This is a genomic window from Pseudonocardia sediminis, assembly GCF_004217185.1.
GTDB lineage: Bacteria > Actinomycetota > Actinomycetes > Mycobacteriales > Pseudonocardiaceae > Pseudonocardia > Pseudonocardia sediminis.
This window is the reverse complement of sequence record NZ_SHKL01000001.1, coordinates 3,622,399-3,642,560: the sequence shown is the minus strand read 5'-3', so window position 1 is coordinate 3,642,560 and position 20,162 is coordinate 3,622,399. Positions and strand designations below refer to the sequence as shown.

The window sequence follows — 20,162 nt, the reverse complement described above, 5'->3', positions numbered from 1 at the left end:
GGCGGGGCGCGATCAGTCGGGAATGCCCGACCTGGTTCCACCGATGCTGCCCACCCCCGGCGAGCTGGCCGAGGCGACCGACCCGGACCGCTGGGCCGTCGAGTTCGGGTGGGAGGGCCACCGCTGCGTCGCCTACGCCCGCCCCGGACGGGTCCGGCTGCTGTCCTCCACCGCGCGCAGCGTGACCGGTTCCTTCCCCGAGCTCGCCGCCCTCGGCGAGCAGGCCCCGGCCTCGGGCATGGTGCTCGACGGCACGGTCGTCGCCCTGGACGAGGCCGGACGCCCGTCGCGGCGGCCGCTGATGCGCCGCACCAACACCGTCCGCCCGGACGCGGCCCTGCAGTCCGAGGTCCCGGTCGGCTACGTCGTCACCGACCTGCTCTGGGCCGACGGGCAGCGGGTGCTGGACCTGCCCTACCGCGAGCGCCGCCACGAGCTGGAGGCCCTCGGGCTGGGCGGGCCGACGATCCTGGTCTCGCCGTCGTTCGGGCTCGACGAGGCCGACCTGGTGATGCGCACGGCCGAGCAGTACGGCCTCGACGGCCTGCACCTCAAACGCCTCGACGTGCCCTACCAGCCCGGACGGCGCACCCGGAACTGGTTGCGGGTCCCGCTGCGCCGGACGCGTCAGGTCGTGGTCGGCGGGTGGATCCCGGCGGGCCGCTCGGACCGGATCGCGGCGGTCCTGCTCGGTCTGCCCGGACCGGGCGGGCTCGCCTACGTCGGGCGGGTCGGGATCAGCACCACGCACGCCGGGGACGACGTCGAGACGCTGCTCGACGAGCCGGTCGCGCGGGACTCGCCGTTCACCGGGCCGGTGCCCGACGACGTCGCCGCGTACGCGCGCTGGCTCGACGGCGACCTCGTCGCGCTCGTGGAGCACCGGGGACGCACCGTGGCCGGACGGCTGGCGCTGCCGACCTGGCTCGGGCTCGTCGACTCCGGCGACGCCGACCCGGAGCTGTGGGAGCCGGGCCCGCCGGTCGCGGCCCCCGACCCGCCCTCCGCCGCGGACACCCCGGTACCGCCGGCCGAGCAGCACGTCCCGGCGTCGGCCGAGCGGGAGGAGGAGGACCGCAGTCCCTGGCACGGCCCGCTGAGCCGGCGTCTCGAGCAGCACTTCGTCTACAACACGCTGAACACGATCGCCGCCCTCGTGCGCACCGACCCGCCGCGGGCCCGCGAGCTGCTGCTGGGCTTCGCCGATCTGAGCCGCGCCGCGGACCGGGCGGGGGAGGCGAGCATCCCCCTGGCCGACGAGCTCGGCGCCGTCCGCGCCTACCTGATGATCGAACGGACCCGGTTCGGCAAGCGCCTCGACGCGGGGGTCGAGACCGACGACGCCCTCGCCGACGCCCCGGTGCCGCCGCTCGCCGTCCTGGCCGCCGTCCGCGCCGCCGTGCAGCAGTGGGTGGAGCCCGACCCCGACGGCGGTGCGGTGCGCGTCACGACCCGCCCCGGCCGGGCCGGTGGCGCCCCGACGTGCCTGGTCACGGCGTGGACGGCCGGGTCCCCGGCCCCGGTGACGGTGCTCGCGCTGGACCTGCCGGACCCGCCGGACTGATCACCTCCGGAGCCGGTTGGCCGCTTCTCGACCGATCCGGATACCGTTCGCGCATGCTGGGCCTCCCCGACGGCACACGCGCGTGCCTGTTCGACCTCGACGGCGTTCTGACCGACACCGCGAGCGTGCACGCCGCGGCGTGGAAGCAGATGTTCGACGAGTTCCTGCGCGGCCGCGACGGCGACGGGTTCACCCCGTTCGACGTCTCGTCCGACTACGGGCCCTACGTCGACGGCAAGCCCCGCCTGGAGGGCACCCGCAGCTTCCTGGCCTCCCGCGGCGTCGAGCTGCCCGAGGGCAGCACCGACGACGGCCCGGACGCCGAGACGCTCTGGGGACTGTCGACCCGCAAGAACGACCTGGTCCAGAAGAAGATCCGCACCGACGGGGTGGACGTCTACCCCGGCTCGCGGCGCTACCTCGAGGCCGTGCGCGCCGCGGGGCTGGCCACCGCCGTCGTCAGCTCCTCGGCCAACGCCGAGCAGATCCTGAAGGTCACCGGCCTGGCGAAGTACATCGACGTGCGGGTCGACGGGGTCAGCGCCCGCGAACGCGGCCTGCCGGGCAAGCCGGCGCCGGACACGTTCCTGGCCGCGGCCTCCGACCTCGACGCCGAGCGGGCCCAGGCCGTCGTGTTCGAGGACGCGCTGGCCGGGGTGCAGGCCGGGCACGCCGGAGGGTTCGGCGCCGTCGTCGGCGTCAACCGCCTCGACCAGGCCGACGCGCTGCGCGAACACGGCGCGGACGTCGTCGTCAACGATCTCGCCGACCTGCTGGAGAGCACGTGAAGCCCGAGCACGCCCCCACGTTCACCGTCGAGCCGTGGGTGATCCGTGAACCCCGCCTCGACCTGCCGAAGATGGGGCAGACGGAGTCGATCTTCGCGCTGTCCAACGGCCACATCGGCCTGCGCGGCAACCTCGACGAGGGCGAGCCGCACAAGCTGCCGGGCACGTACCTGAACTCCTGCTACGAGGTGCGTCCGCTGCCCTACGCCGAGGGCGGCTACGGCTATCCCGAGTCCGGCCAGACGATCATCAACGTCACCAACGGGAAGCTGATCCGCCTTCTCGTCGACGACGAGCCGTTCGACCTGCGCTACGGCACCCTTCGCAAGCACGAGCGCGTCCTGGACATGCAGGCCGGCACGCTGCACCGCGAGGTGGAGTGGGAGTCCCCGGCCGGCCGCACGGTCCGGCTCCGCAGCACGCGCCTGGTGTCGCTGACCCAGCGGGCGATCGCGGCGATCAGCTACGAGGTCGAGGTGCTCGACCCCGGTGACGACCCGGCGGGGGCGCTGCTGGTGATCCAGTCCGAGCTGGTCGCCAACGAGCAGCTGCCCGGCCGCAACGAGGGCGACCCGCGCCTGGACAAGTCCCTGGACAACGTCCTGGAGCCGGAGATGTCGCGCAGCTCCGACGCCGGCGCGACGCTGGTGCACCGCACCCACAAGTCCGCGCTGCGCGTCGGCGCGGCGATGGACCACGAGGTCGAGGGCCCGGACGGCATCCAGGTCACCTCCGACGCCAACGAGGACCTGGCCCGCACCACGATCATCGCCCGGGTGAAGCCGGGGGAGACCCTGCGCGTCACCAAGTACCTGTCCTACGGCTGGTCCTCGCGGCGCAGCCTGCCCGCCGTCTACGACCAGGTCCGTGCCGCCCTGGCCGCCGCCCGCTACACCGGGTGGGACGGTCTGGTCTCCGAGCAGCGCGGGTACCTCGACGAGTTCTGGTCCACCGCCGACGTGGAGATCGACGGCGACGCGGAGCTGCAGCAGGCGGTCCGGCTGGCGACGTTCCACGTGCTTCAGGCCGGTGCCCGGGCCGAGCGGCGCTGCATCGGCGCCAAGGGCCTGACCGGCGACGGCTACGACGGCCACACGTTCTGGGACACCGAGACGTTCTGCCTGCAGCTGCTCTCCTTCGTCGCCCCGGACGCGGCCGCGGACGCGCTGCGCTGGCGGAAGACGATCCTGCCGCAGGCCTTCGAGCGCGCCGCACAGCTGGGGTTGAAGGGGGCCGCGTTCCCCTGGCGGACGATCCGCGGCCACGAGTGCTCCGGCTACTGGCCGGCCGGCACCGCGGCCTTCCACATCAACGCCGACATCGCCGACGCCGTGCGCCGGCACGTCAACGCCACCGGCGACACGAAGTTCGAGCTCGAGGTCGGCCTCGACCTGCTGGTCGCCACCGCCCGTCTGTGGCGCTCGCTGGGCCACCACGACCCGGAGGGCAACTTCCGGATCGACGGCGTGACGGGGCCCGACGAGTACTCCGCGGTCGCGGACAACAACGTCTACACCAACCTCATGGCGCAGCAGAACCTGCGCTACGCCGCCGAGGTCGCCGCCAAGCACCCCCGCTCCGCCTCCCGCCTGGGCGTGGACACCGAGGAGGTCGCGAGCTGGCGCGACGCCGCGACGTCGATGTACATCCCGTTCGACGAGCGCCTGGGCGTGCACCCGCAGTCCGAGGGGTTCACCAGCCACAAGCTCTGGGACTTCGAGGGCACCGCGGCCGAGCACTACCCGCTGCTGCTGAACTTCCCGTACTTCGACCTCTACCGCAAACAGGTCATCAAGCAGGCCGACCTCGTCCTGGCCATGCAGATCCGCCCGGACGCGTTCACCGAGGAACAGCGCCGCCGCAACTTCGCCTACTACGAGTCGATCACCGTCCGGGACTCGTCGCTCTCGGCGTGCACGCAGTCGGTGATGGCCGCCCGCACCGGGCACCTGGACCTGGCCTACAACTACCTGGGCGAGGCCGCCCTGGTCGATCTGCACGATTTGGCCGGCAACTCCGACCACGGCATCCACATCGCCTCGATGGCCGGGACCTGGACGGCGATCACGCTGGGCTTCGGCGGGATGCGCTGTGAGGCCGACGGGCTGTCGTTCGCGCCGGCGCTGCCGTCGTCGCTGAGCCGGATCTCGTTCGGCCTGCACTGGCAGGGCCGCCGGATCCGGGTGACGATCACCCCCGGTGAGACCGAGTACCGGCTCGTCAGCGGCTCGCCGATGCGGCTGCGTCACCACGACGAGCCGGTCGCGCTGGCGGAGGACCCGGTGAGCCTGCCGATCCCGGTGCACGACTACGTCGAGCCGGTGGAGCAGCCCTACGGCCGCGCACCGCGCCAGCGGGGCTGAGGCCCGTCCCGGCCCGCCGGTGCGGGTTTCCGGTCGCCGCTCGCGGGTAGTCCATGTGCCGGGCCGGGCGAGAGTCGCCGGTCCGGAAGGGAGCACCATGTCCGACGAGCTGACCGGTCGCCGCATCGCCATCATCGCCACCGACGGTTTCGAGGAGGTCGAGCTCACCGAGCCGCGCAAGGCCGTCACCGAGGCCGGCGCGACCGCCGACGTCGTGTCCATCTCCTCGGACCCGATCCAGGCCATGAGCGGTGACATCGACAAGTCCGACACCTACGACGTGCAGGTCGTCGTGTCCGAGGCGAACTCCGCCGACTACGACGCCCTGATCATGCCGGGCGGCACCATCAACGCCGACACGCTGCGCGTCGACGCCGACGTGCGCGCGTTCGTGAAGGGCTTCTTCGACGCCGGCAAGCCGGTCGGCGTGATCTGCCACGCGCCGTGGACGCTGGTCGAGGCCGACCTCGTCAAGGGCCGGACGCTGACGTCGTACCCGAGCGTGCGCACCGACATCCGCAACGCCGGCGGGACCGTCGTCGACTCCGAGGTCGTCCGCGACAACGGGCTGGTCTCGAGCCGCAACCCCGACGACCTGCCCGCGTTCTGCGCCGCGATCGTCGAGGAGTTCGCGAAGGCCGCGACGCGCTGAGTCCCGTCCCCGGCAGGACCGGATCGCAGCCGGGCGCGGGCGTGCGCTGGTAGGTTGGTCAGTCGGTCGGCAGCACGGGGCGGATTCCGCGTCCGTGCGAGCCGCCTGGTCTGAAGAGTCCTTCTCGGTGGAGGAAGCCCCCACGTGTCCAACCCTGAGCCTGCCGGTCCCGACGTGACCACCGGCGGCGCCGGTTCCGAGCTGGAACGCGAGCAGGCCTACGTGGCGATGCTCTACGAACAGCTCGAGGACCGGCGCCGGGACACCGCGAAGCGCCTGCACGACACGCTGCACGACGAGACCGTCGGCACGCCGCAGGCGCTGACCCAGCGCGACGCGGCGGCGGCGCTCTACACCGATCGTCTGGCCGGACTGCGCGCGGCCGAGCACGGGCTCGCGTTCGGTCGTCTCGACACCGAGACCGGCGAGATCCGCTACGTCGGCCGGATCGGCCTGCTCGACGAGAAGCGCGAGTACGAGCCGCTGCTGATGGACTGGCGGGCCCCGGCGGCGCGGCCGTTCTACACCGCCACCGCCGCCTCGCCCGAGGGCATGCGGCGGCGTCGTCACCTGCGGACCCGGCTGCGGCAGGTCGTCGCGATCGACGACGAGCCGCTGGACCTGTCCGAGGCCTCGGAGTCCTCCTCCGGGCTGACCAGTGAGGCAGCGCTGCTCGCGGCCGTGTCGGAGGCCCGGACCGGGCGGATGGGCGACATCGTCGCGACCATCCAGGGTGAGCAGGACCGGATCATCCGGTCGAAGCCGTCCGGGGTGCTGGTCGTGCAGGGCGGCCCCGGTACCGGCAAGACGGCCGTGGCGCTGCACCGTGCCGCGTACCTGCTCTACACCCACCGCGACCGCCTCGCCCGCCGCGGCGTGCTGGTCGTCGGCCCGAACCCGACGTTCCTGCGCTACATCGGGCAGGTGCTGCCGTCGCTGGGGGAGACCTCCGTCGTGCTGGGCACGGTCGCCCAGCTCTACCCCGGCCTCGACGCCCGCCGGCCCGAGGACGCGGCCACCTCGGCGCTGAAGGGGAGCTCGGACATGTCGGCCGTGATCGCCGCGGCCGTGCGCGACCGCCAGCAGGTGCCGCGGGCGCCGATCCGGCTCGTCGTCGAGCAGCAGGACGTCCGGATCGACCGTGACGTCGTGACGCAGGCCCGCACGCGGGCCCGCCGCTCGCGCAAGCCGCACAACGAGGCCCGGCGGATCTTCCGCACCGAGCTGCTGCGGCTGCTGGCCGACCAGGTCGCCCGCGGCGTCGGACGCGACCTGCTCGACCGCCGCGACGTGCAGGACATCCGCGACGAGCTCACCGAGTCCGCGACGCTGGGGCGCGAGCTCGACGAGCTGTGGCCGACGCTGTCGCCGGAGACGCTGCTGACCGACCTGTTCGCCGACCGCAGGCGGCTCAACTCGGTGGCGCGACGCATCCCGGCCGAGAGGCGCGCCCTGCTCGAGCGCGACGCCCCGGCCGACGACGTCGAGCCCGGGCAGCGCTGGAGCGCCGCCGACGTGGCACTGCTCGACGAGGCCGCCGAGCTGCTGGGCGACGACGGCAGTGCCGCCGCCGCGGCCGAGGCCGCCGCCCTGCGCGAGGAGGTCGAGTACGCCCAGGGCGTGCTCGACGTGCTGGACCTGGAGGAGGACCTCGACCCGGAGCTGCTCCGCGCCACCGACGTCATCGACGCCGACCGCCTCGCCGAGCGCCGCCAGGTCTCACGGTTCGACTCCACCGCCGACCGTGCCGCCGCGGACCGCGAGTGGACCTACGGGCACGTGATCGTGGACGAGGCGCAGGAGCTGTCCCCGATGGCCTGGCGGATGATCATGCGCCGGGCGCCCGCCCGGTCGATGACCGTCGTCGGCGACATCGCCCAGACCGGCGACCGCGCCGGAGCGGGGTCCTGGGGCGAGGTGCTCTCGCCGTTCGTGGCGAGCCGCTGGCGTCTCGAGCAGCTCACCGTCAACTACCGGACGCCGTCGGAGATCGCCGACGTCGCCGACGACGTGCTGGCCGAGATCGATCCGACGCTGGCCCCGCCGAGCTCGGTGCGCAGCACCGGGGACCTGCCGTGGGCGGAGGTCCTGCCCGCCTCCGGGGCCGAGACCGTCATCGCGGAGCGGGTCGCCTCCGAGCGGGCGCGGATCGGGGAGGGCCGCACGGCCGTGCTCGCGCCGGTGACGTGGGTCGCCGGGTTGCGCACGGCGCTGCTCGACGGCGACGCCGATCCGGAGGACCTCAACGCGCCGCTGGTGGTCCTCCCGATCTCCGACGCCAAGGGCCTGGAGTTCGACGCCGTCGTGCTGGTCGAGCCGGCCGAGATCCTGGAGGAGTCCCCGCGCGGGCTCAACGACCTCTACGTCGCCCTGACCCGGGCGACCCGGCGCCTGGCCGTCCTGCACACCGGGGAGCTGCCGCCGGTGCTCAAGCGGATCCGCCGCTCCTGACGACGGGGAACCCCGCCCCCTCGCCGACCGGCAGGCCGGCCAGGGGGACACCCTGCTCCAGCCGGGTCAGCACGGTGTCCAGCGCCTCGACGTAGCTGCGCCCGGGGGAGAGCCGGACCCGGACCGGGTCCGCCCGGAAATCTACGACGCCGTCGACGGCGACCTGGTCCTGGTGCGTCCCGACGGCTATGTGGCCTGCGGGCCCGGGCCCGCGAGGAGGTCGAGGCCTACCTCGCCGGGATCGTGCCGGCGGCCGTCCCGCACTGAGCGGGACGACCGGCTCCGATCAGACCCGCGAGGTCCACTCGCCGGAGGGAACGGCGGCGGCCTGCTCACGCAGCGGGGCGCCGGCGTCGTAGAGCGAACGCAGGGTCTGCGAGTAGGAGTCGACCAGCCCGGTACGCAAGTAGTCGACGCCGATCTCGGCGCAGTAGGCCTGCACGATCGGCTGGGCCCGGCGCAGGTTCACCGAGGGCATCGCCGGGAAGAGGTGGTGCTCGATCTGGTGGTTGAGCCCGCCGTAGGCGATGTCGACCACATGCCCACCGGAGATGTTGCGCGAGGTCAGTACCTGCTTGCGCAGGAAGTCCATCGGCTCGTCGTCGGCGTCGACCAGCGGCATGCCCTTGTGGTTCGGCGCGAACGTCGAGCCCATGTAGAGGCCCCACAGCATCTGGTGCACCAGCACGAACGCGACCGCCTGCCAGAACGGCATCACGCCGAACACGAGCGCGACGTAGAGCAGCACGTGCGCGCTGAGCAGGGCCAGCTCGATGCCCCGGCCCGGCGTCTTCCGCGTGACGCAGGCGCGGAAGCCCGCGTAGTGCAGGTAGAAGCCCTCGAGCAGCAGGACCGGGAAGAACAGGAACGCCTGGTGGCGGCCGAACCAGGCCGGGACGCCGGTGGCCGCACGGGCCTGCTTCTGCGACCAGACCAGCAGGTCGGCCTCGACGTCCGGGTCGTGGTCGGTGTGGTTGGGGTTCGCGTGGTGGGCGGTGTGCTTCTCCATCCACCAGCTGTAGGACATGCCGATCCCGACGTTGCCGATCAGCCGTCCGACACCCATGCAGGTGCTCCGGCGGCGGAACACCTGCCGGTGCGCCACGTCGTGGGCCAGCAGCGCGACCTGGGCGAAGACCACCGCCAGGAACGCGGCGATCGCGAGCTGCCACCAGGAGTCGCCGAGCGCGACGACCCCGCAGAAGGCACCGATGTAGGCGCCGCCCACCAGGGCGAAGCGCAGGACGTAGTACCCGGGACGGCGGTCGGTGAGTCCGGCGTCGGAGATCCGACGGGACAGGCCCGCGAAGTCGTTGCGGACGCTGGAGGTGGTCATACCTCGTGACACTGCACCCACGTGTGCACCCCGGTAAGCCCACGGGCACCCCCACGGTGCCGGGGGTCTGCACCAGTGCCACCGAGCCCCCACGTCCGGACGTTCTGCCCCGCAGCGCCTCGCACCGGTAGTGGTGTGCCCGCCCGGGTCGTGGCGTGCTCGCACAGGTCGCACCGTGTGCGAGGACACGCGCCCTCCGCGTACGCGTGCCGTCGCGCGCTCAGCCCGGTTCCGCGCACTCAGCGCGTCGACGCGCGCTTCCCGGGGCGCGCGTCGACGCCCCCGGTGCGCGTCGACGCGGTGGGCGCGCGGGGTCGACCCATGGGCGACGAGGTGAACCGCCGGAATCGATCGAGCCCGTATCCGCGCGCTCGCCTTCCCGGCGCACGCCGACCGACGTTCCGCGGGCGCGGCCGCGATCGCGCGCCGAAGCCCAGCGCGCGGGAAGTCCCCGGCAGCGCGGAGTCGGGACCGGGGCGGGTCAGGTCCGGATGGTGTGGGGCGCCCGGGCGGCGTCGACGACGGCGCGCATCAGACGCAGGTCGGTGAGGTCCTGCTCGGGGGGCCACTGCACGCCCATGACGAACGGGTGCCCGTCCAGCTCGACGGCCTCGACGGTCCCGTCGTCGGCGCGGGCGGTGACCCGCAGGCCGTCGCCGGGCCGGTCGACCGCCTGGTGGTGGTGGCACCACACCTGCAGCGGGCCGCCGAGCAGGTCCGCGGCCCGGGTGCCCGGCTCCGGGGTCACCTCGACCGGGCCGTAGTGGCCGGGCGGATGCTGTGCCGCTCGTGCCCGACGACGTCCGGGAGGTGCTGGATCAGCGTGCCGCCCAGCGCGACGTTGAGCAGCTGGTGCCCGCGGCACACACCCAGGACGGGGATCCGGCGCTCCAGGGCGCGGCGGATCGCGGCCAGATCGGAGGCGTCGCGCTCGGGCCGCGGCGGGTCGGCGTGCGGGCCGGGCGTCGCACCGTAATGCGCCGGGTCGAGATCGGGCCCGCCGACGAGGACGACGGCGTCACACACCTCGACGGCGTCGGCCGCGGCCGCGGTGGGCGGCAGCAGCACCGGGGTCCCGCCGGCGTCGGTGACCATGTCGACGTAGGCACGCGGCAGCAGCGCGACCTCGTGCTCCATGATCCAGTACGCGGCGTGCTCCCCGTAGGTACTGAGCCCGACGACGGGCCGACGCCCCGGGGAGCCGCTCACGCGGGCTGCTCCGCGAGCGTCTCGAGGACCTGCTCGCCGTAGCGGGCGAGCTTGCCCTCACCGATCCCGCTGATCGCTCCGAGACCGGTCAGGTCGGACGGCATCCGTCCGGCGATCTCGCGCAGCGTCGCGTCGTGGAAGATCACGTAGGCGGGTACGCCCTGTTCCTTGGCCGCCGCGGCCCGCCAGGCGCGTAGCCGCTCGAACACCGGCGCCGCCTCGGCGGAGAGCTCCGCCGCCGGTGCCGAGGACCGGCCCGACGACGACCGCCGCGACCGGGCGGCCCTCTCCGGCTCGGTGCGCAGCAGCACCTTCTGCTCGCCGCGCATGGCGGCGGGGGACTCGTCGGTGAACTGCAACGTCGAGTGCGGTCCGCCGACCTCGAGCAGCCGGCGCGCGACGAGCTGGCGGATCACCCCGCGCCACTGCGGCTCGGTCAGGTCCGAGCCGACGCCGAACACCGAGAGCTCGTGGTGGTCGAACTGCTCGATCTTCGGGGTGCGTTTGCCGAGCAGGATGTCGATCACGTGCACGGCGCCGAAGCTCTGCCGACGCTCGTTCTTCAGCCGCCAGACCGTGGAGAGCACCTTCTGCGCGGGCACGGTGCCGTCCCACGTCGTCACCGGCGTCAGGCAGGTGTCGCAGTTGCCGCACTTCCGGGCGTCCCCGGTGGGTTCCTGGCCGAAGTAGCCGAGCAGCTGCGCGCGACGGCACTCGACGGTCTCGCAGAGCGCCAGCATCGCGTCCAGGTGCTGGCCCAGGCGTCGCCGGTGCGCGGCGTCGCCCTCGGAGTCGTCGATCATCTTGCGCTGCTGGACGACGTCGGCCATGCCGTAGGCCAGCCATGCCGTCGACGGGGCGCCGTCGCGGCCCGCACGCCCGGTCTCCTGGTAGTAGCCCTCGACGGACTTGGGCAGGTCCAGGTGCGCCACGAACCGGACGTCGGGCTTGTCGATGCCCATCCCGAACGCGATCGTCGCGACCATCACCACGCCGTCCTCGCGCAGGAACCGCGACTGGTTGCGGCGACGGACCCCCGCGTCCAGACCCGCGTGGTAGGGCAGTGCGGTCATGCCCTGGGCGGAGAGGAACTCCGCGGTCTGCTCGACGGACTTGCGGGAGAGGCAGTAGACGATCCCGGCGTCTCCGGCGTGCTCGGAGCGCAGCAGGTCCAGCAGCTGCTTGCGCGGCTCGTTCTTGCCCACGATCCGGTACTGGATGTTGGGCCGGTCGAAGCTGGCCACGAAGTGCCTGGCCCCGGTCAGCTGCAGCCGCTGCGCGATCTCGGTGCGGGTGGCCTCGGTGGCGGTCGCGGTGAGCGCGATCCGCGGGACGTCGGGCCAGCGGTCGTGCAGCTGGGAGAGCATCAGGTAGTCGGGCCGGAAGTCGTGGCCCCACTGGGCGACGCAGTGCGCCTCGTCGATCGCGAACAGCGCGACCGTCCCGCGGTCGAGCAGCCGCAGCGTCGACTCCACCCGCAGCCGCTCCGGAGCCAGGTAGAGCAGGTCCAGCTCACCGGAGAGGAACGCCGCCTCCGTGTCGCGACGTTCGTCCGGGTTCTGGGTGGAGTTGAGGAACCCGGCCCGCACGCCCAGAGCCCGCAGCGCGTCGACCTGGTCCTGCATCAGCGCGATCAGCGGTGAGACGACGACCCCGACACCGGGCCGGACCAGGGACGGGACCTGGTAGCACAGCGACTTGCCGCCACCGGTGGGCATCAGGACCAGTGCGTCCCCGCCGGCGACGACCTGCTCGACGATCGCCTGCTGCTCACCGCGGAAGGCGTCGTAGCCGAAGACGCGGCGCAGCACCTCGTGCGGGTCGGTCGAGGTGATCCGGGCGGGGGCCGGGGTCACCTCCCCGGGCGCCTCGGCCGGCGGTGCGGGCTCGTAGGGCCCGTCGGGGTACGGCTCGTCCGGGTACCCGTAGTCGTCCTCGGGAGGCTCCGGCGGCAGGGGGATCTCGTCGTCCGGGCCGGGATGCGCGTGGGGGACGGTGTCGGGCACCCCGCGATCGTACGAGTCGCCGCGTCCGCACCGCGGGCCCGGGACCGCCCCCGGAACCGTGCGCCGCGCCCGGACGTGCGCCGCAGCGCCACCGGCCGTGTGACCGGCCACGTCGGACACCGCAGGGTGGCCGCGCTGCAGCGCGACGGCCACGGGTGTAGCAGTGTGGGCAGCAACCGCGGCGGGCGATGATCGGAGCGCGCCGCACCACCCGGAGGACCCAGTGGATCTGAAGATCGGTTACAAGGCGTCGGCCGAGCAGTTCGGCCCGCGCGACCTGGTGGAGTACGCCGTCCGCGCCGAGGAGCTCGGCCTGGACAGCGTCTGGGCGTCGGACCACTTCCTGCCCTGGCGGCACAACGGCGGGCACGCCCCGGCCGCGCTGCCGTGGATCGCGGCGGTGGGGGAGCGCACGAAGCGGGTGCAGATCGGTACGTCGGTGCTCACACCGACGTTCCGCTACAACCCGGCGGTGCTGGCCCAGGAGTTCGCGACGATGTCGCTGCTCACCGGCGGGCGCGTCGCGCTCGGCGTCGGCACCGGCGAGGCGCTGAACGAGATCGCCGTGTCCGGCATGGAGTGGCCGGAGTACAAGGAGCGCTTCGCCCGCCTGCGCGAGTCGGTCCGCCTGATGCGTGCGCTGTGGACCGAGGACGGCAAGGTCAACTTCGAGGGCGAGTACTACACGACCGTCGACGCCGAGATCTACGACCGCCCCGAGCAGCCCGTCCCCGTCTACATCGCCGCCGGTGGCCCGATGGTGGCCCGCTACGCCGGACGCCAGGGCGACGGCTTCATCTGCACCTCCGGCAAGGGGATGGAGCTCTACACCGACAAGCTCATCCCCGGGCTGTACGAGGGCGCGGAGAAGGAGAGCCGCGATGCCGGGAAGATCGACCGCACGATCGAGATCAAGATGTCCTACGACCGCGACCCGGAGGCGGCGAAGGAGAACTGCCGGTTCTGGGCGCCGCTGTCGCTCTCGGCGGACCAGAAGAACTCGGTCTCCTCGTCCGAGGAGATGGAGCGCCTGGCCGACGAGCTGCCGCTGGACCAGATCACCGGGCGCTGGATCGTCACCTCCGACCCCGACGAGGCCGTCGCGCAGATCAAGCCCTACGTCGACGCCGGGCTCAACCACCTGGTCTTCCACGGCCCCGGCGACGACCAGGAGCGCTTCCTGTCGCAGTTCGCCGAGGACGTGCTGCCCAAGCTGCGGGCGCTCGCGTGAGCCCCACGGACGGCCCGGTCGTGCGGGACGGCCGGGTGCTGCGGGCGCAGATCTCGAAGGGCCGTCACGGGACCCTGGACGGCGACGTCCTCGCCGAGCTGCGCGAGCAGCTGACGAAGCTGGCCGGGCAGGACCCGGCCGACCCGGACGGCGTCGGCGCGGTGCTGCTGGTGGGCGAGGGCGAGAACTTCTGCACCGGCGGTGACGTGCGCGCCTTCGCCGGCGCCGAGGACCGCTACGCCTACGTGCACGATCTCGCCGACACGTTCCACGCGTTCCTGGAGCCGCTGGTGAACTCGCCGGTCCCGTCCGTCGCGGCGGTGCGGGGCTGGGCGGCGGGTGCCGGGATGAGCATCGTCTGCGCGACCGACATCGCCGTCGCCGGCCGGTCGACGAAGGTCCGTCCCGCGTATCCGGGGATCGGCTTCTCCCCGGACGGCGGTATGACCTGGACGCTCCCGCGGCTGGTCGGGGCGGCGCGGGCGCGCCGGATCCTGCTCACCGACGAGGTGCTCGACGCGGAGACGGCGCTGGAGTACGGCGTGGTCTCCACCGTCGTCGACGACGACGAGGTGCTGGCCGAGGCGGAGCGCACCGCGCACCGTCTCGCGGCGGGCCCCACGGCCGCTCTCGGGCGGATCCGGGGCCTGCTGACCCGCACCTGGGACGTCGGGCTGGTCGAGCAGTTCGCCGCCGAGGCGGACGGGATCGCCACCAGCGCCGCCGGGCCGGAGGGCGCCGAGGGTCTCGCGGCCTTCGGGGATAAGCGGCCCCCGCGGTTCCACTAGTCCGAACACGACGGAGCCCGCACACCCTCCGGGGCGTGCGGGCTCTGTCGTGTGATGGAGCCGGGAACCGGGTCAGCGCCCGGAGGCGGGACTCCCGGCGGCGAGACGGCGTCCGGCGGGACGGCTGCCGCGGACACCCGGCATACCGACCGACCAGCGCTGGACGGGCCGGTGCAGGCCCGGGCCGAGCGGCCAGCCGGAGTCCAGCGGCGCGAGCAGGCGGTCCAGCTCGGAGTCGGTGGTGGCGCCGATGCTCGAGCGCAGCAGCTCCTGGAACTCGGTGTACTCGGCCATGGCGCCGGAGACGTCGCCGCCGGCGAGCATGGCTTCGACCAGCACCCGGCGGGACCGCTCCCGGCTCGGCGCGGCGGCCACGACGCGGCGGGCGACCGCGATGGCGTCGTCGTGCTGGTCGGCGGCGGTCAGACCGGCCGACAGGCTCTCCATCGCCGAGAGCCGCAGCTGACGGAAGCGCTCGCGCTCGACGGCGATCCAGGACGCCGTCCAGGACGGCAGGATGTCGGACTCGAGCAGCTCCAGGTCCGGGCGGTGCTCGACGCGGATCCCGGACAGCGCCCGGATCAGCAGCATCGCGTCGGAGAGGTCCACCGCGACGTCGTCGCAGAGCGCCAAGCGGCCCTGGTCGTCACCGGTGAGCAGGCCCGGCACGTCGACGGCCGCGACGGCCTCGTCGAGCAGGCGGGCGGCGGCGGAGGGGTTCACACCGGGCCACAGGTCGGCGGCCAGCGCGGCCGTCGGCTGCGGGCGGCGGTGCACCGCAAGGTAGGCCACGAGCCGGCGGGAGTCCACCGGAAGAGGGATGGTGTCGGTGTCGACGTGCAGGGCGAAGGAGCCCAGCAGACGGACGGTCGGTACGCAGAGATCTGGGCGGGATCGACGGTGATCGTCGGACATGGGATGTCCCTGGTGGTGTAGCGGTCGGCCCGCAACAGCTGGCGCCGGGGCCCGGACGGCGTGCGTCCACGGATTCCGGGCACGACTGAAACCAACCGGGCACGGACGGCGGGCGGCGGATCCCGTGCGCGATCGCCCTCCAGGGTAGCTCAGGCGCGGGCCAGAAGTCGCACGTGGGTTCCGCCACTGTCTCGCCAGACGTGGAGCGCGTCGCACAACTGGCGGGCGATCCACGTGCCCCGCCCGCGGGCCTGCGACGGGTGCGGCGGCGCCAGGCCGATCAGCGGCTGCTCCAGACGACCCTCGTCGTGCAGCTCGCACACCAGCTCGTCCGGACCGGCCCACAGGAACAGCTCGGCCTGGCTGGACCCGTGCTCGACGGCGTTGGTCGCGATCTCGTTGACCGCGAGCACCAGGTCCTCGCCGCGGGTGCGCTCGAGCTCGGAGCCCCGGACCGCGTCCTCCACGGCGTCGCGCACCCGGGCCAGCTCGAAGGTGTTGTAGCGGAGGAAGACGTCCGGCGGGCCGAGCAGCTCCGGCGGGGCCACCGGCAGGTTCGCCATCACCTGGGCCGGACTGCGGTGCTCGGGGTTGTGCATCAGCTCGCCGGCGCGCAGCAGCAGCGGATGGTTGACCAGCGCCGCATCGGCCACGACCTGGTGCAGCGGGATCTGCGGGTAACCACACACCTGGGTGACGGGCAGCCCGCCGAGGGAGATGTTGAGCGCGGCCTCGAGCTCGGTCCAGTAGCTGCCGTCCGGGCCGTCGAGCGCCGCGTCGTGCTCGGTCACGACGAACACGTCGCGCCCGGCCGAGCACAGCGCGCGCAGCTCGCGGGCACGCCAGGCGGCCACCGTCTGCCCGGACCCGCGGGCGGCCGGGGCCAGCGCCGTCAGCGTGGAGACGCGTTCGCCGCCGAGCCTGTCACGCAACAGCTCCTCGGAGGCGGGGGAGACGGCCAGGGTGACCTGGTCGCCACGGGACAGAGCCGCCTCGGCCAGCGGGGCGACCCTCCCGACGAAGTCCGCCGGGCCGTCGTGCGACACCAGCCCGTGCGCGAACCGTGGCGCCGCTGCCTCGTTGACCCGCATCAGGCGATCCTAGGTCCGCGGACACCCCGGATCACGGTGTCTCCGGGATCACGGTCTCCGGAATCACGATCTCCGGCCTCGCGGGCTCCGGCATCACGGGACCTCCATCGGCGGGCGGTCGTCGAACCGCAGCTGCGGCGCGAACGGTGCACCGCACCGGTCGAGGATCCGCTGCACGCGGGGCCGGACCCGGTTGAGCACCAGGCTGTGGCTCGCCGGGAACATCTCGGCGGCGTGCACGAAGCTCACCGCGGAGGCGACGTCGATGAACCGGACCGAGGCCATGTCCAGCTCGATGTCGGTGGACGCGTCCGCCGACCGGAGTGCGGTGTCCAGCGAGGACTGCAGCAGCGACGCGATCTTGGGCCGGTTGCTGTGGTCGATCTCCCCGGCCAGCCGCGCGCTGGTGGCGTCGATCCGCACGATCCGCATCAGGCCGTCGTCGTAGGCACCGGTGAGCGCGAGGTGGTCGCGGTGCAGCGCCCGCATGATCTCGATCTGCTCGTCGGTGTAGTGCACGTGGTCGTAGGTGCACAGGGCCGTCAGCGGGGTGCGGCCGAGCACGTTGTCGAGCGCGCCGTCGAACTCCGGCAGCGTGGCCGACGTGCCGGGCTCGACGGAGGAGTGCATCTGCCCGGTCAGCCGGGCGCCGGCGTACCCCTCGTCGACGGCCGACCAGACGGTGCCGGCGACGGCCTCGGACAGCGCACCGATCGGGGTCCGGAACGCGGCCCGGGTGTACTCCTCCGGCAGGATCTCGATCTGCCCGGTGCGCAGCGGCTCCTCGACGGGGGCACCGTCCTCGCCGAGGCGGCGCAGCATCGCGTCGGCGGCACCGGCGTCGTCGTAGAAGAAGACCTTCTCGTTGCGGCGCAGGCCGCCGGCGACGAAGCGCGCGGACAGTTCGCTGAGGTGCTCGTCACTGTCCGGGACCGCGCACACGTGATCCCCGGATGACAGGTCATCCGCGAGCTTGATCACGCCTCACCTACCGGTACCGGTGTCACGACGGTCCTCACAGTACGTTCGGACGACCCGGCCGCCGACCGATCGTCGCAGGTCCACGCGCCGAGGCGTCGGACCGACGCGCCGAACGGGTTCCCCGGCGCGACAGTGAGCCACCTCCACGGTCGAAGCATGCCGTTCGCCGCATCCCAGGTGCCGCCGTTCAGGCTACGGGGGAGTGGTCCGGTCGCTGACAGTGGGCGCCGGACCGTCGCCGGGCGGGGAGCGGGCGTCCGGAACGCCGAGCGGCCCCGGACCTGTGCCGGTCCGGGGCCGCTCGAGGTATGGCGGGAAGGTCAGGACGAGGTGGCGACGCTGACCTCTGTGGTGGCGCTGCCCTTGATCGTCTGCAGGACGACGCAGTAGCGCTCGGTCAGCTTGATCAGGCTGGCGACCTGGTCCTCGCCGGCGTCGGTGACGACGTCGAAGTGCAGGCGGATGTCGCGGAACCCGACCGGCGCGTCCTTCGCCACGCCGAGCGTGCCGCGGAAGTCGAGGTCGCCCTCGGCCTTCACGGTGCCCGACACGTTCATCTCCATCGACGTCGCGACGGCGCGCATGGTGACGCCGGCGCACGCGACGAGCGCCTCGAGAAGCATGTCGCCGGAACAGAGCTGGGTGCCGTCCCCGCCGGTGGCCGGGTGCAGACCGGCCTCGGCCATCGCCTGGCCGGTGGAGACCTTGCACGCCACGCCGGAGCCGTCGAGCTCGCCGTCGGCCTTGAGGGTGACGACCGCCGACTCCGGGTCGTCGCGGTACTGCTGTTTGAGCGGGCCCTGCACGCCCTTGAGGGTGATCGTGTCCATACCGCCATCCTGACCGTCCGGGCGGCGAATAGCACGCTGCGGGCGGGGATACCCTCGCCGCGTGGCGGGGGTGGGGACGTGACGGACCGGGAGCGGGCGGCGACGGGCGTCGGCGGCGGGACCGACGGCGGGACCGGTCGCGGCGCGACGGGCGGCGGTGTGACCGGCGGGGGCGCGACGGGCGGCGGTGTGACCGGCGCGGCCGATGCGCTGTCGCGGGTGGCGGGTCTGCCCGAGCTCCCGCCCGGGCAGCGCGACCGGGTGCTCACGGTGCCGAACGCTCTGAGCGTGCTGCGCCTGGCCGGGGTACCGCTGTTCCTGTGGCTGATGCTCGGTCCGGAGGCCGACGCCTGGGCGGTCGTGGTGCTGGCCGTCGGCGGGGCCACCGACTGGCTCGACGGCAAGCTCGCCCGTGTCCTGGGGCAGTACAGCCGTCTCGGTGCCCTGCTGGACCCGGCCGTCGACCGCCTCTACATCCTGGCCGCGCTGGTCGGGCTGGCTCTGCGCGACATCGTCCCGTGGTGGCTGGTGCTCGCCCTGGTCGCGCGCGACCTGATCCTCGCCGGGTGCGTGCTGGTGCTGCGCTCGCGGGGCTACGGCCCGTTCGTCGTGACCTACCTGGGCAAGGCGGCGACGTTCGTCCTGCTCTACGCCTTCCCGCTGCTGCTGCTCGGCGACGGACCGTCGCAGGCGGAGTTCGTGGTGCGGGTGATCGCCTACGGCTTCGCCGGGTGGGGGGTGGCCCTCTACCTCTGGACCGGTCTGCTCTACCTGGCCCAGTTCGTGCTGGCGCTGCGGGCGCCGCTGCCTCGGCCGGGTGGTCCCGCCGGAGGCACACGCACCGGTGGGCCGCGCGAGTGACCCCTTCCGGACACCGGGGTACCGCGGGATAGGCTTCCTGCGTGAGTTCGGAGATTCCGGCGGATCTGATCTACAGCGAGGCCCACGAGTGGGTCCGCACCACCGAGGACGGCGTGGTCAGGATCGGTATCACCGATCATGCCCAGGGCCAGCTGGGGGACGTCGTGTTCGTCCAGCTGCCCGACGTCGGCGACACCGTCGCGGCGGGCGCCGCGATGGGCGAGGTGGAGTCCACCAAGTCCGTCTCGGACATCTACGCCCCGATCGGGGGTGAGGTCGCCGCGGTGAACGACAAGCTGGACGACAGTCCGGAGCTGGTGAACTCCAGCCCGTACGGCGACGGCTGGATCGTCGAGCTGAAGCTCGCCGACGGTGCCGCCGCAGCCCTGGACGACCTGCTCGACGCCGACGCCTACCGCCAGCTGACCGACGGTTCCTGAACGGGGACCTCCCGCGCTGACGCACCAGTGCAGAGCGGTAGCTTCACACCCTTCATCGGCCCCGGACCGCGTCCGGGACTTCGCACCCCAGGAGGAGACCCCGAGGTGACCACGAACGACGGACCCGCTGTTCCACCGGAGCGCGCACCGGAGACCACGTCGGTCTTCCGTGCCGACTTCCTCTCCGAGGCCGAGGCTCCGGCCCAGGAGCAGCCGGTCTCCGGCGTGGACGGCCTGCCGCCCGGCTCCGCGTTGCTCGTGGTCCGCCGCGGGCCGAACGCCGGCTCCCGGTTCCTGCTCGACATCCCCACCACGAGCGCGGGCCGGCACCCGGACAGCGACATCTTCCTCGACGACGTGACGGTCTCGCGCCGGCACGCCGAGTTCCGCCGCGACGCCGGCGAGTTCGTCGTCGTCGACGTCGGCAGCCTGAACGGCACCTACGTCAACCGGGAGCCGGTGGACACCGCCGTCCTGGCCAACGGTGACGAGGTCCAGATCGGCAAGTTCCGCCTGGTCTTCCTGACCGGGCCGCGCGAGACCGCCTGACCGACCCCGTCGAACGGGTACCGGCGTCGATCACGACGCCGGTGTCCGAGGCGTGCCGGGAAGGGCTGCTCCGGTGGGGCGCACCGCCCCCGCGTCGATCGCCGAAA

Annotated in this window: 18 protein-coding genes; 10 read left to right on the top strand and 8 right to left on the bottom strand. The window is 73.2% G+C overall.

All coding sequences use genetic code 11. The annotated features are described in order from the left end of the window. Nucleotides 1–43: 43 nt before the first annotated feature. The 5 genes from EV383_RS16835 (at nt 44) to EV383_RS16815 (ending at nt 7,818) form a co-directional block, all read left to right on the top strand. A complete protein-coding gene (locus EV383_RS16835) occupies nt 44–1,564 on the top strand; it encodes an ATP-dependent DNA ligase (protein WP_165438377.1) in 1,521 nt (506 codons plus the stop codon). 53 nt (nt 1,565–1,617) lie between these two features. Next, on the top strand, nt 1,618–2,352 hold the full coding sequence (locus EV383_RS16830) for a beta-phosphoglucomutase family hydrolase (protein ID WP_130290794.1): 735 nt from the start codon (nt 1,618–1,620) through the stop codon (nt 2,350–2,352). After that, entirely contained in the window at nt 2,349–4,715 is a 2,367-nt protein-coding gene (locus EV383_RS16825) for a glycoside hydrolase family 65 protein (RefSeq protein ID WP_130290793.1), read from the top strand. Before EV383_RS16830 ends, EV383_RS16825 begins: the two co-directional genes overlap by 4 nt. Before the next feature lie 97 nt (nt 4,716–4,812). Beyond that, on the top strand, nt 4,813–5,367 hold the full coding sequence (locus tag EV383_RS16820; protein WP_130290792.1) for a type 1 glutamine amidotransferase domain-containing protein: 555 nt from the start codon (nt 4,813–4,815) through the stop codon (nt 5,365–5,367). Between the two features lie 144 nt (nt 5,368–5,511). Next, a complete protein-coding gene (locus EV383_RS16815) occupies nt 5,512–7,818 on the top strand; it encodes a HelD family protein (protein ID WP_242623148.1) in 2,307 nt (768 codons plus the stop codon). Nucleotides 7,819–8,104: 286 nt separating this feature from the next. On the opposite strand, the gene EV383_RS16810 is transcribed toward EV383_RS16815, so the two are convergent. The 4 genes from EV383_RS16810 to recQ form a co-directional block, all read right to left on the bottom strand. Next, a complete protein-coding gene (locus EV383_RS16810; protein WP_130290791.1) occupies nt 8,105–9,154 on the bottom strand; it encodes a fatty acid desaturase family protein in 1,050 nt (349 codons plus the stop codon). Nucleotides 9,155–9,635: 481 nt separating this feature from the next. Beyond that, on the bottom strand, nt 9,636–9,902 hold the full coding sequence (locus EV383_RS32915) for a gamma-glutamyl-gamma-aminobutyrate hydrolase family protein (protein WP_341273737.1): 267 nt from the start codon (nt 9,900–9,902) through the stop codon (nt 9,636–9,638). Next, nucleotides 9,899–10,363 carry a gamma-glutamyl-gamma-aminobutyrate hydrolase family protein gene (locus EV383_RS32910; protein ID WP_341273736.1) on the bottom strand — a complete coding sequence of 155 codons (465 nt, stop codon included), beginning with the start codon at nt 10,361–10,363 and terminating at the stop codon, nt 9,899–9,901. The genes EV383_RS32915 and EV383_RS32910 overlap by 4 nt, the downstream gene beginning before the upstream one ends. Further along, a complete protein-coding gene (gene recQ, locus EV383_RS16800) occupies nt 10,360–12,219 on the bottom strand; it encodes a DNA helicase RecQ (protein WP_423213695.1) in 1,860 nt (619 codons plus the stop codon). Before recQ ends, EV383_RS32910 begins: the two co-directional genes overlap by 4 nt. Nucleotides 12,220–12,592: 373 nt before the next feature. Between recQ and fgd the strand changes: the two genes are divergently transcribed. Both fgd and EV383_RS16790 read left to right on the top strand, forming a co-directional pair. Continuing rightward, on the top strand, nt 12,593–13,600 hold the full coding sequence (gene fgd / locus EV383_RS16795) for a glucose-6-phosphate dehydrogenase (coenzyme-F420) (protein ID WP_130290790.1): 1,008 nt from the start codon (nt 12,593–12,595) through the stop codon (nt 13,598–13,600). Continuing rightward, complete coding sequence (locus EV383_RS16790; protein ID WP_207223554.1) at nt 13,597–14,388, top strand: enoyl-CoA hydratase/isomerase family protein; 792 nt, start codon at nt 13,597–13,599, stop codon at nt 14,386–14,388. Before fgd ends, EV383_RS16790 begins: the two co-directional genes overlap by 4 nt. A gap of 72 nt (nt 14,389–14,460) precedes the next feature. Here EV383_RS16790 and EV383_RS16785 read toward each other — a convergent pair whose 3' ends face one another. The 4 genes from EV383_RS16785 to EV383_RS16770 form a co-directional block, all read right to left on the bottom strand. After that, on the bottom strand, nt 14,461–15,303 hold the full coding sequence (locus EV383_RS16785) for an AfsR/SARP family transcriptional regulator (protein ID WP_130290789.1): 843 nt from the start codon (nt 15,301–15,303) through the stop codon (nt 14,461–14,463). Nucleotides 15,304–15,452: 149 nt separating this feature from the next. Further along, complete coding sequence (locus tag EV383_RS16780) at nt 15,453–16,394, bottom strand: ATP-binding protein (protein ID WP_130290788.1); 942 nt, start codon at nt 16,392–16,394, stop codon at nt 15,453–15,455. Nucleotides 16,395–16,487: 93 nt separating this feature from the next. Beyond that, the gene (locus EV383_RS16775) at nt 16,488–17,336 is read right to left on the bottom strand and encodes an MEDS domain-containing protein (RefSeq protein ID WP_242623147.1); all 849 of its coding nucleotides are present in this window, start codon (nt 17,334–17,336) and stop codon (nt 16,488–16,490) included. Nucleotides 17,337–17,695: 359 nt separating this feature from the next. Continuing rightward, complete coding sequence (locus tag EV383_RS16770; protein WP_130290786.1) at nt 17,696–18,205, bottom strand: OsmC family protein; 510 nt, start codon at nt 18,203–18,205, stop codon at nt 17,696–17,698. 210 nt (nt 18,206–18,415) lie between these two features. Here EV383_RS16770 and clsA point away from each other — a divergent pair, with 210 nt between their 5' ends. The 3 genes from clsA (at nt 18,416) to garA (ending at nt 20,055) form a co-directional block, all read left to right on the top strand. Further along, nucleotides 18,416–19,066 carry a cardiolipin synthase ClsA gene (gene clsA, locus EV383_RS16765; RefSeq protein ID WP_130294568.1) on the top strand — a complete coding sequence of 217 codons (651 nt, stop codon included), beginning with the start codon at nt 18,416–18,418 and terminating at the stop codon, nt 19,064–19,066. Nucleotides 19,067–19,107: 41 nt separating this feature from the next. Then, nucleotides 19,108–19,506 carry a glycine cleavage system protein GcvH gene (gene gcvH / locus EV383_RS16760; RefSeq protein WP_130290785.1) on the top strand — a complete coding sequence of 133 codons (399 nt, stop codon included), beginning with the start codon at nt 19,108–19,110 and terminating at the stop codon, nt 19,504–19,506. A gap of 105 nt (nt 19,507–19,611) precedes the next feature. Then, nucleotides 19,612–20,055: a glycogen accumulation regulator GarA gene (garA, locus tag EV383_RS16755; RefSeq protein ID WP_130290784.1), complete on the top strand. Its 444-nt coding sequence runs from the start codon at nt 19,612–19,614 to the stop codon at nt 20,053–20,055. Nucleotides 20,056–20,162: the final 107 nt, after the last annotated feature.

Bases quoted from the DNA above. Each gene is read 5' to 3' on its own strand.
- EV383_RS16835 (WP_165438377.1), top strand. From the start codon at position 44: ATGCTGCCCACCCCCGGCGAGCTGGCCGAGGCGACCGACCCGGACCGC.
- EV383_RS16830 (WP_130290794.1), top strand. From the start codon at position 1,618: ATGCTGGGCCTCCCCGACGGCACACGCGCGTGCCTGTTCGACCTCGAC.
- EV383_RS16820 (WP_130290792.1), top strand. From the start codon at position 4,813: ATGTCCGACGAGCTGACCGGTCGCCGCATCGCCATCATCGCCACCGAC.
- EV383_RS16810 (WP_130290791.1), bottom strand. From the start codon at position 9,154: ATGACCACCTCCAGCGTCCGCAACGACTTCGCGGGCCTGTCCCGTCGG.
- EV383_RS16785 (WP_130290789.1), bottom strand. From the start codon at position 15,303: ATGTCCGACGATCACCGTCGATCCCGCCCAGATCTCTGCGTACCGACC.
- EV383_RS16780 (WP_130290788.1), bottom strand. From the start codon at position 16,394: ATGCGGGTCAACGAGGCAGCGGCGCCACGGTTCGCGCACGGGCTGGTG.
- EV383_RS16770 (WP_130290786.1), bottom strand. From the start codon at position 18,205: ATGGACACGATCACCCTCAAGGGCGTGCAGGGCCCGCTCAAACAGCAG.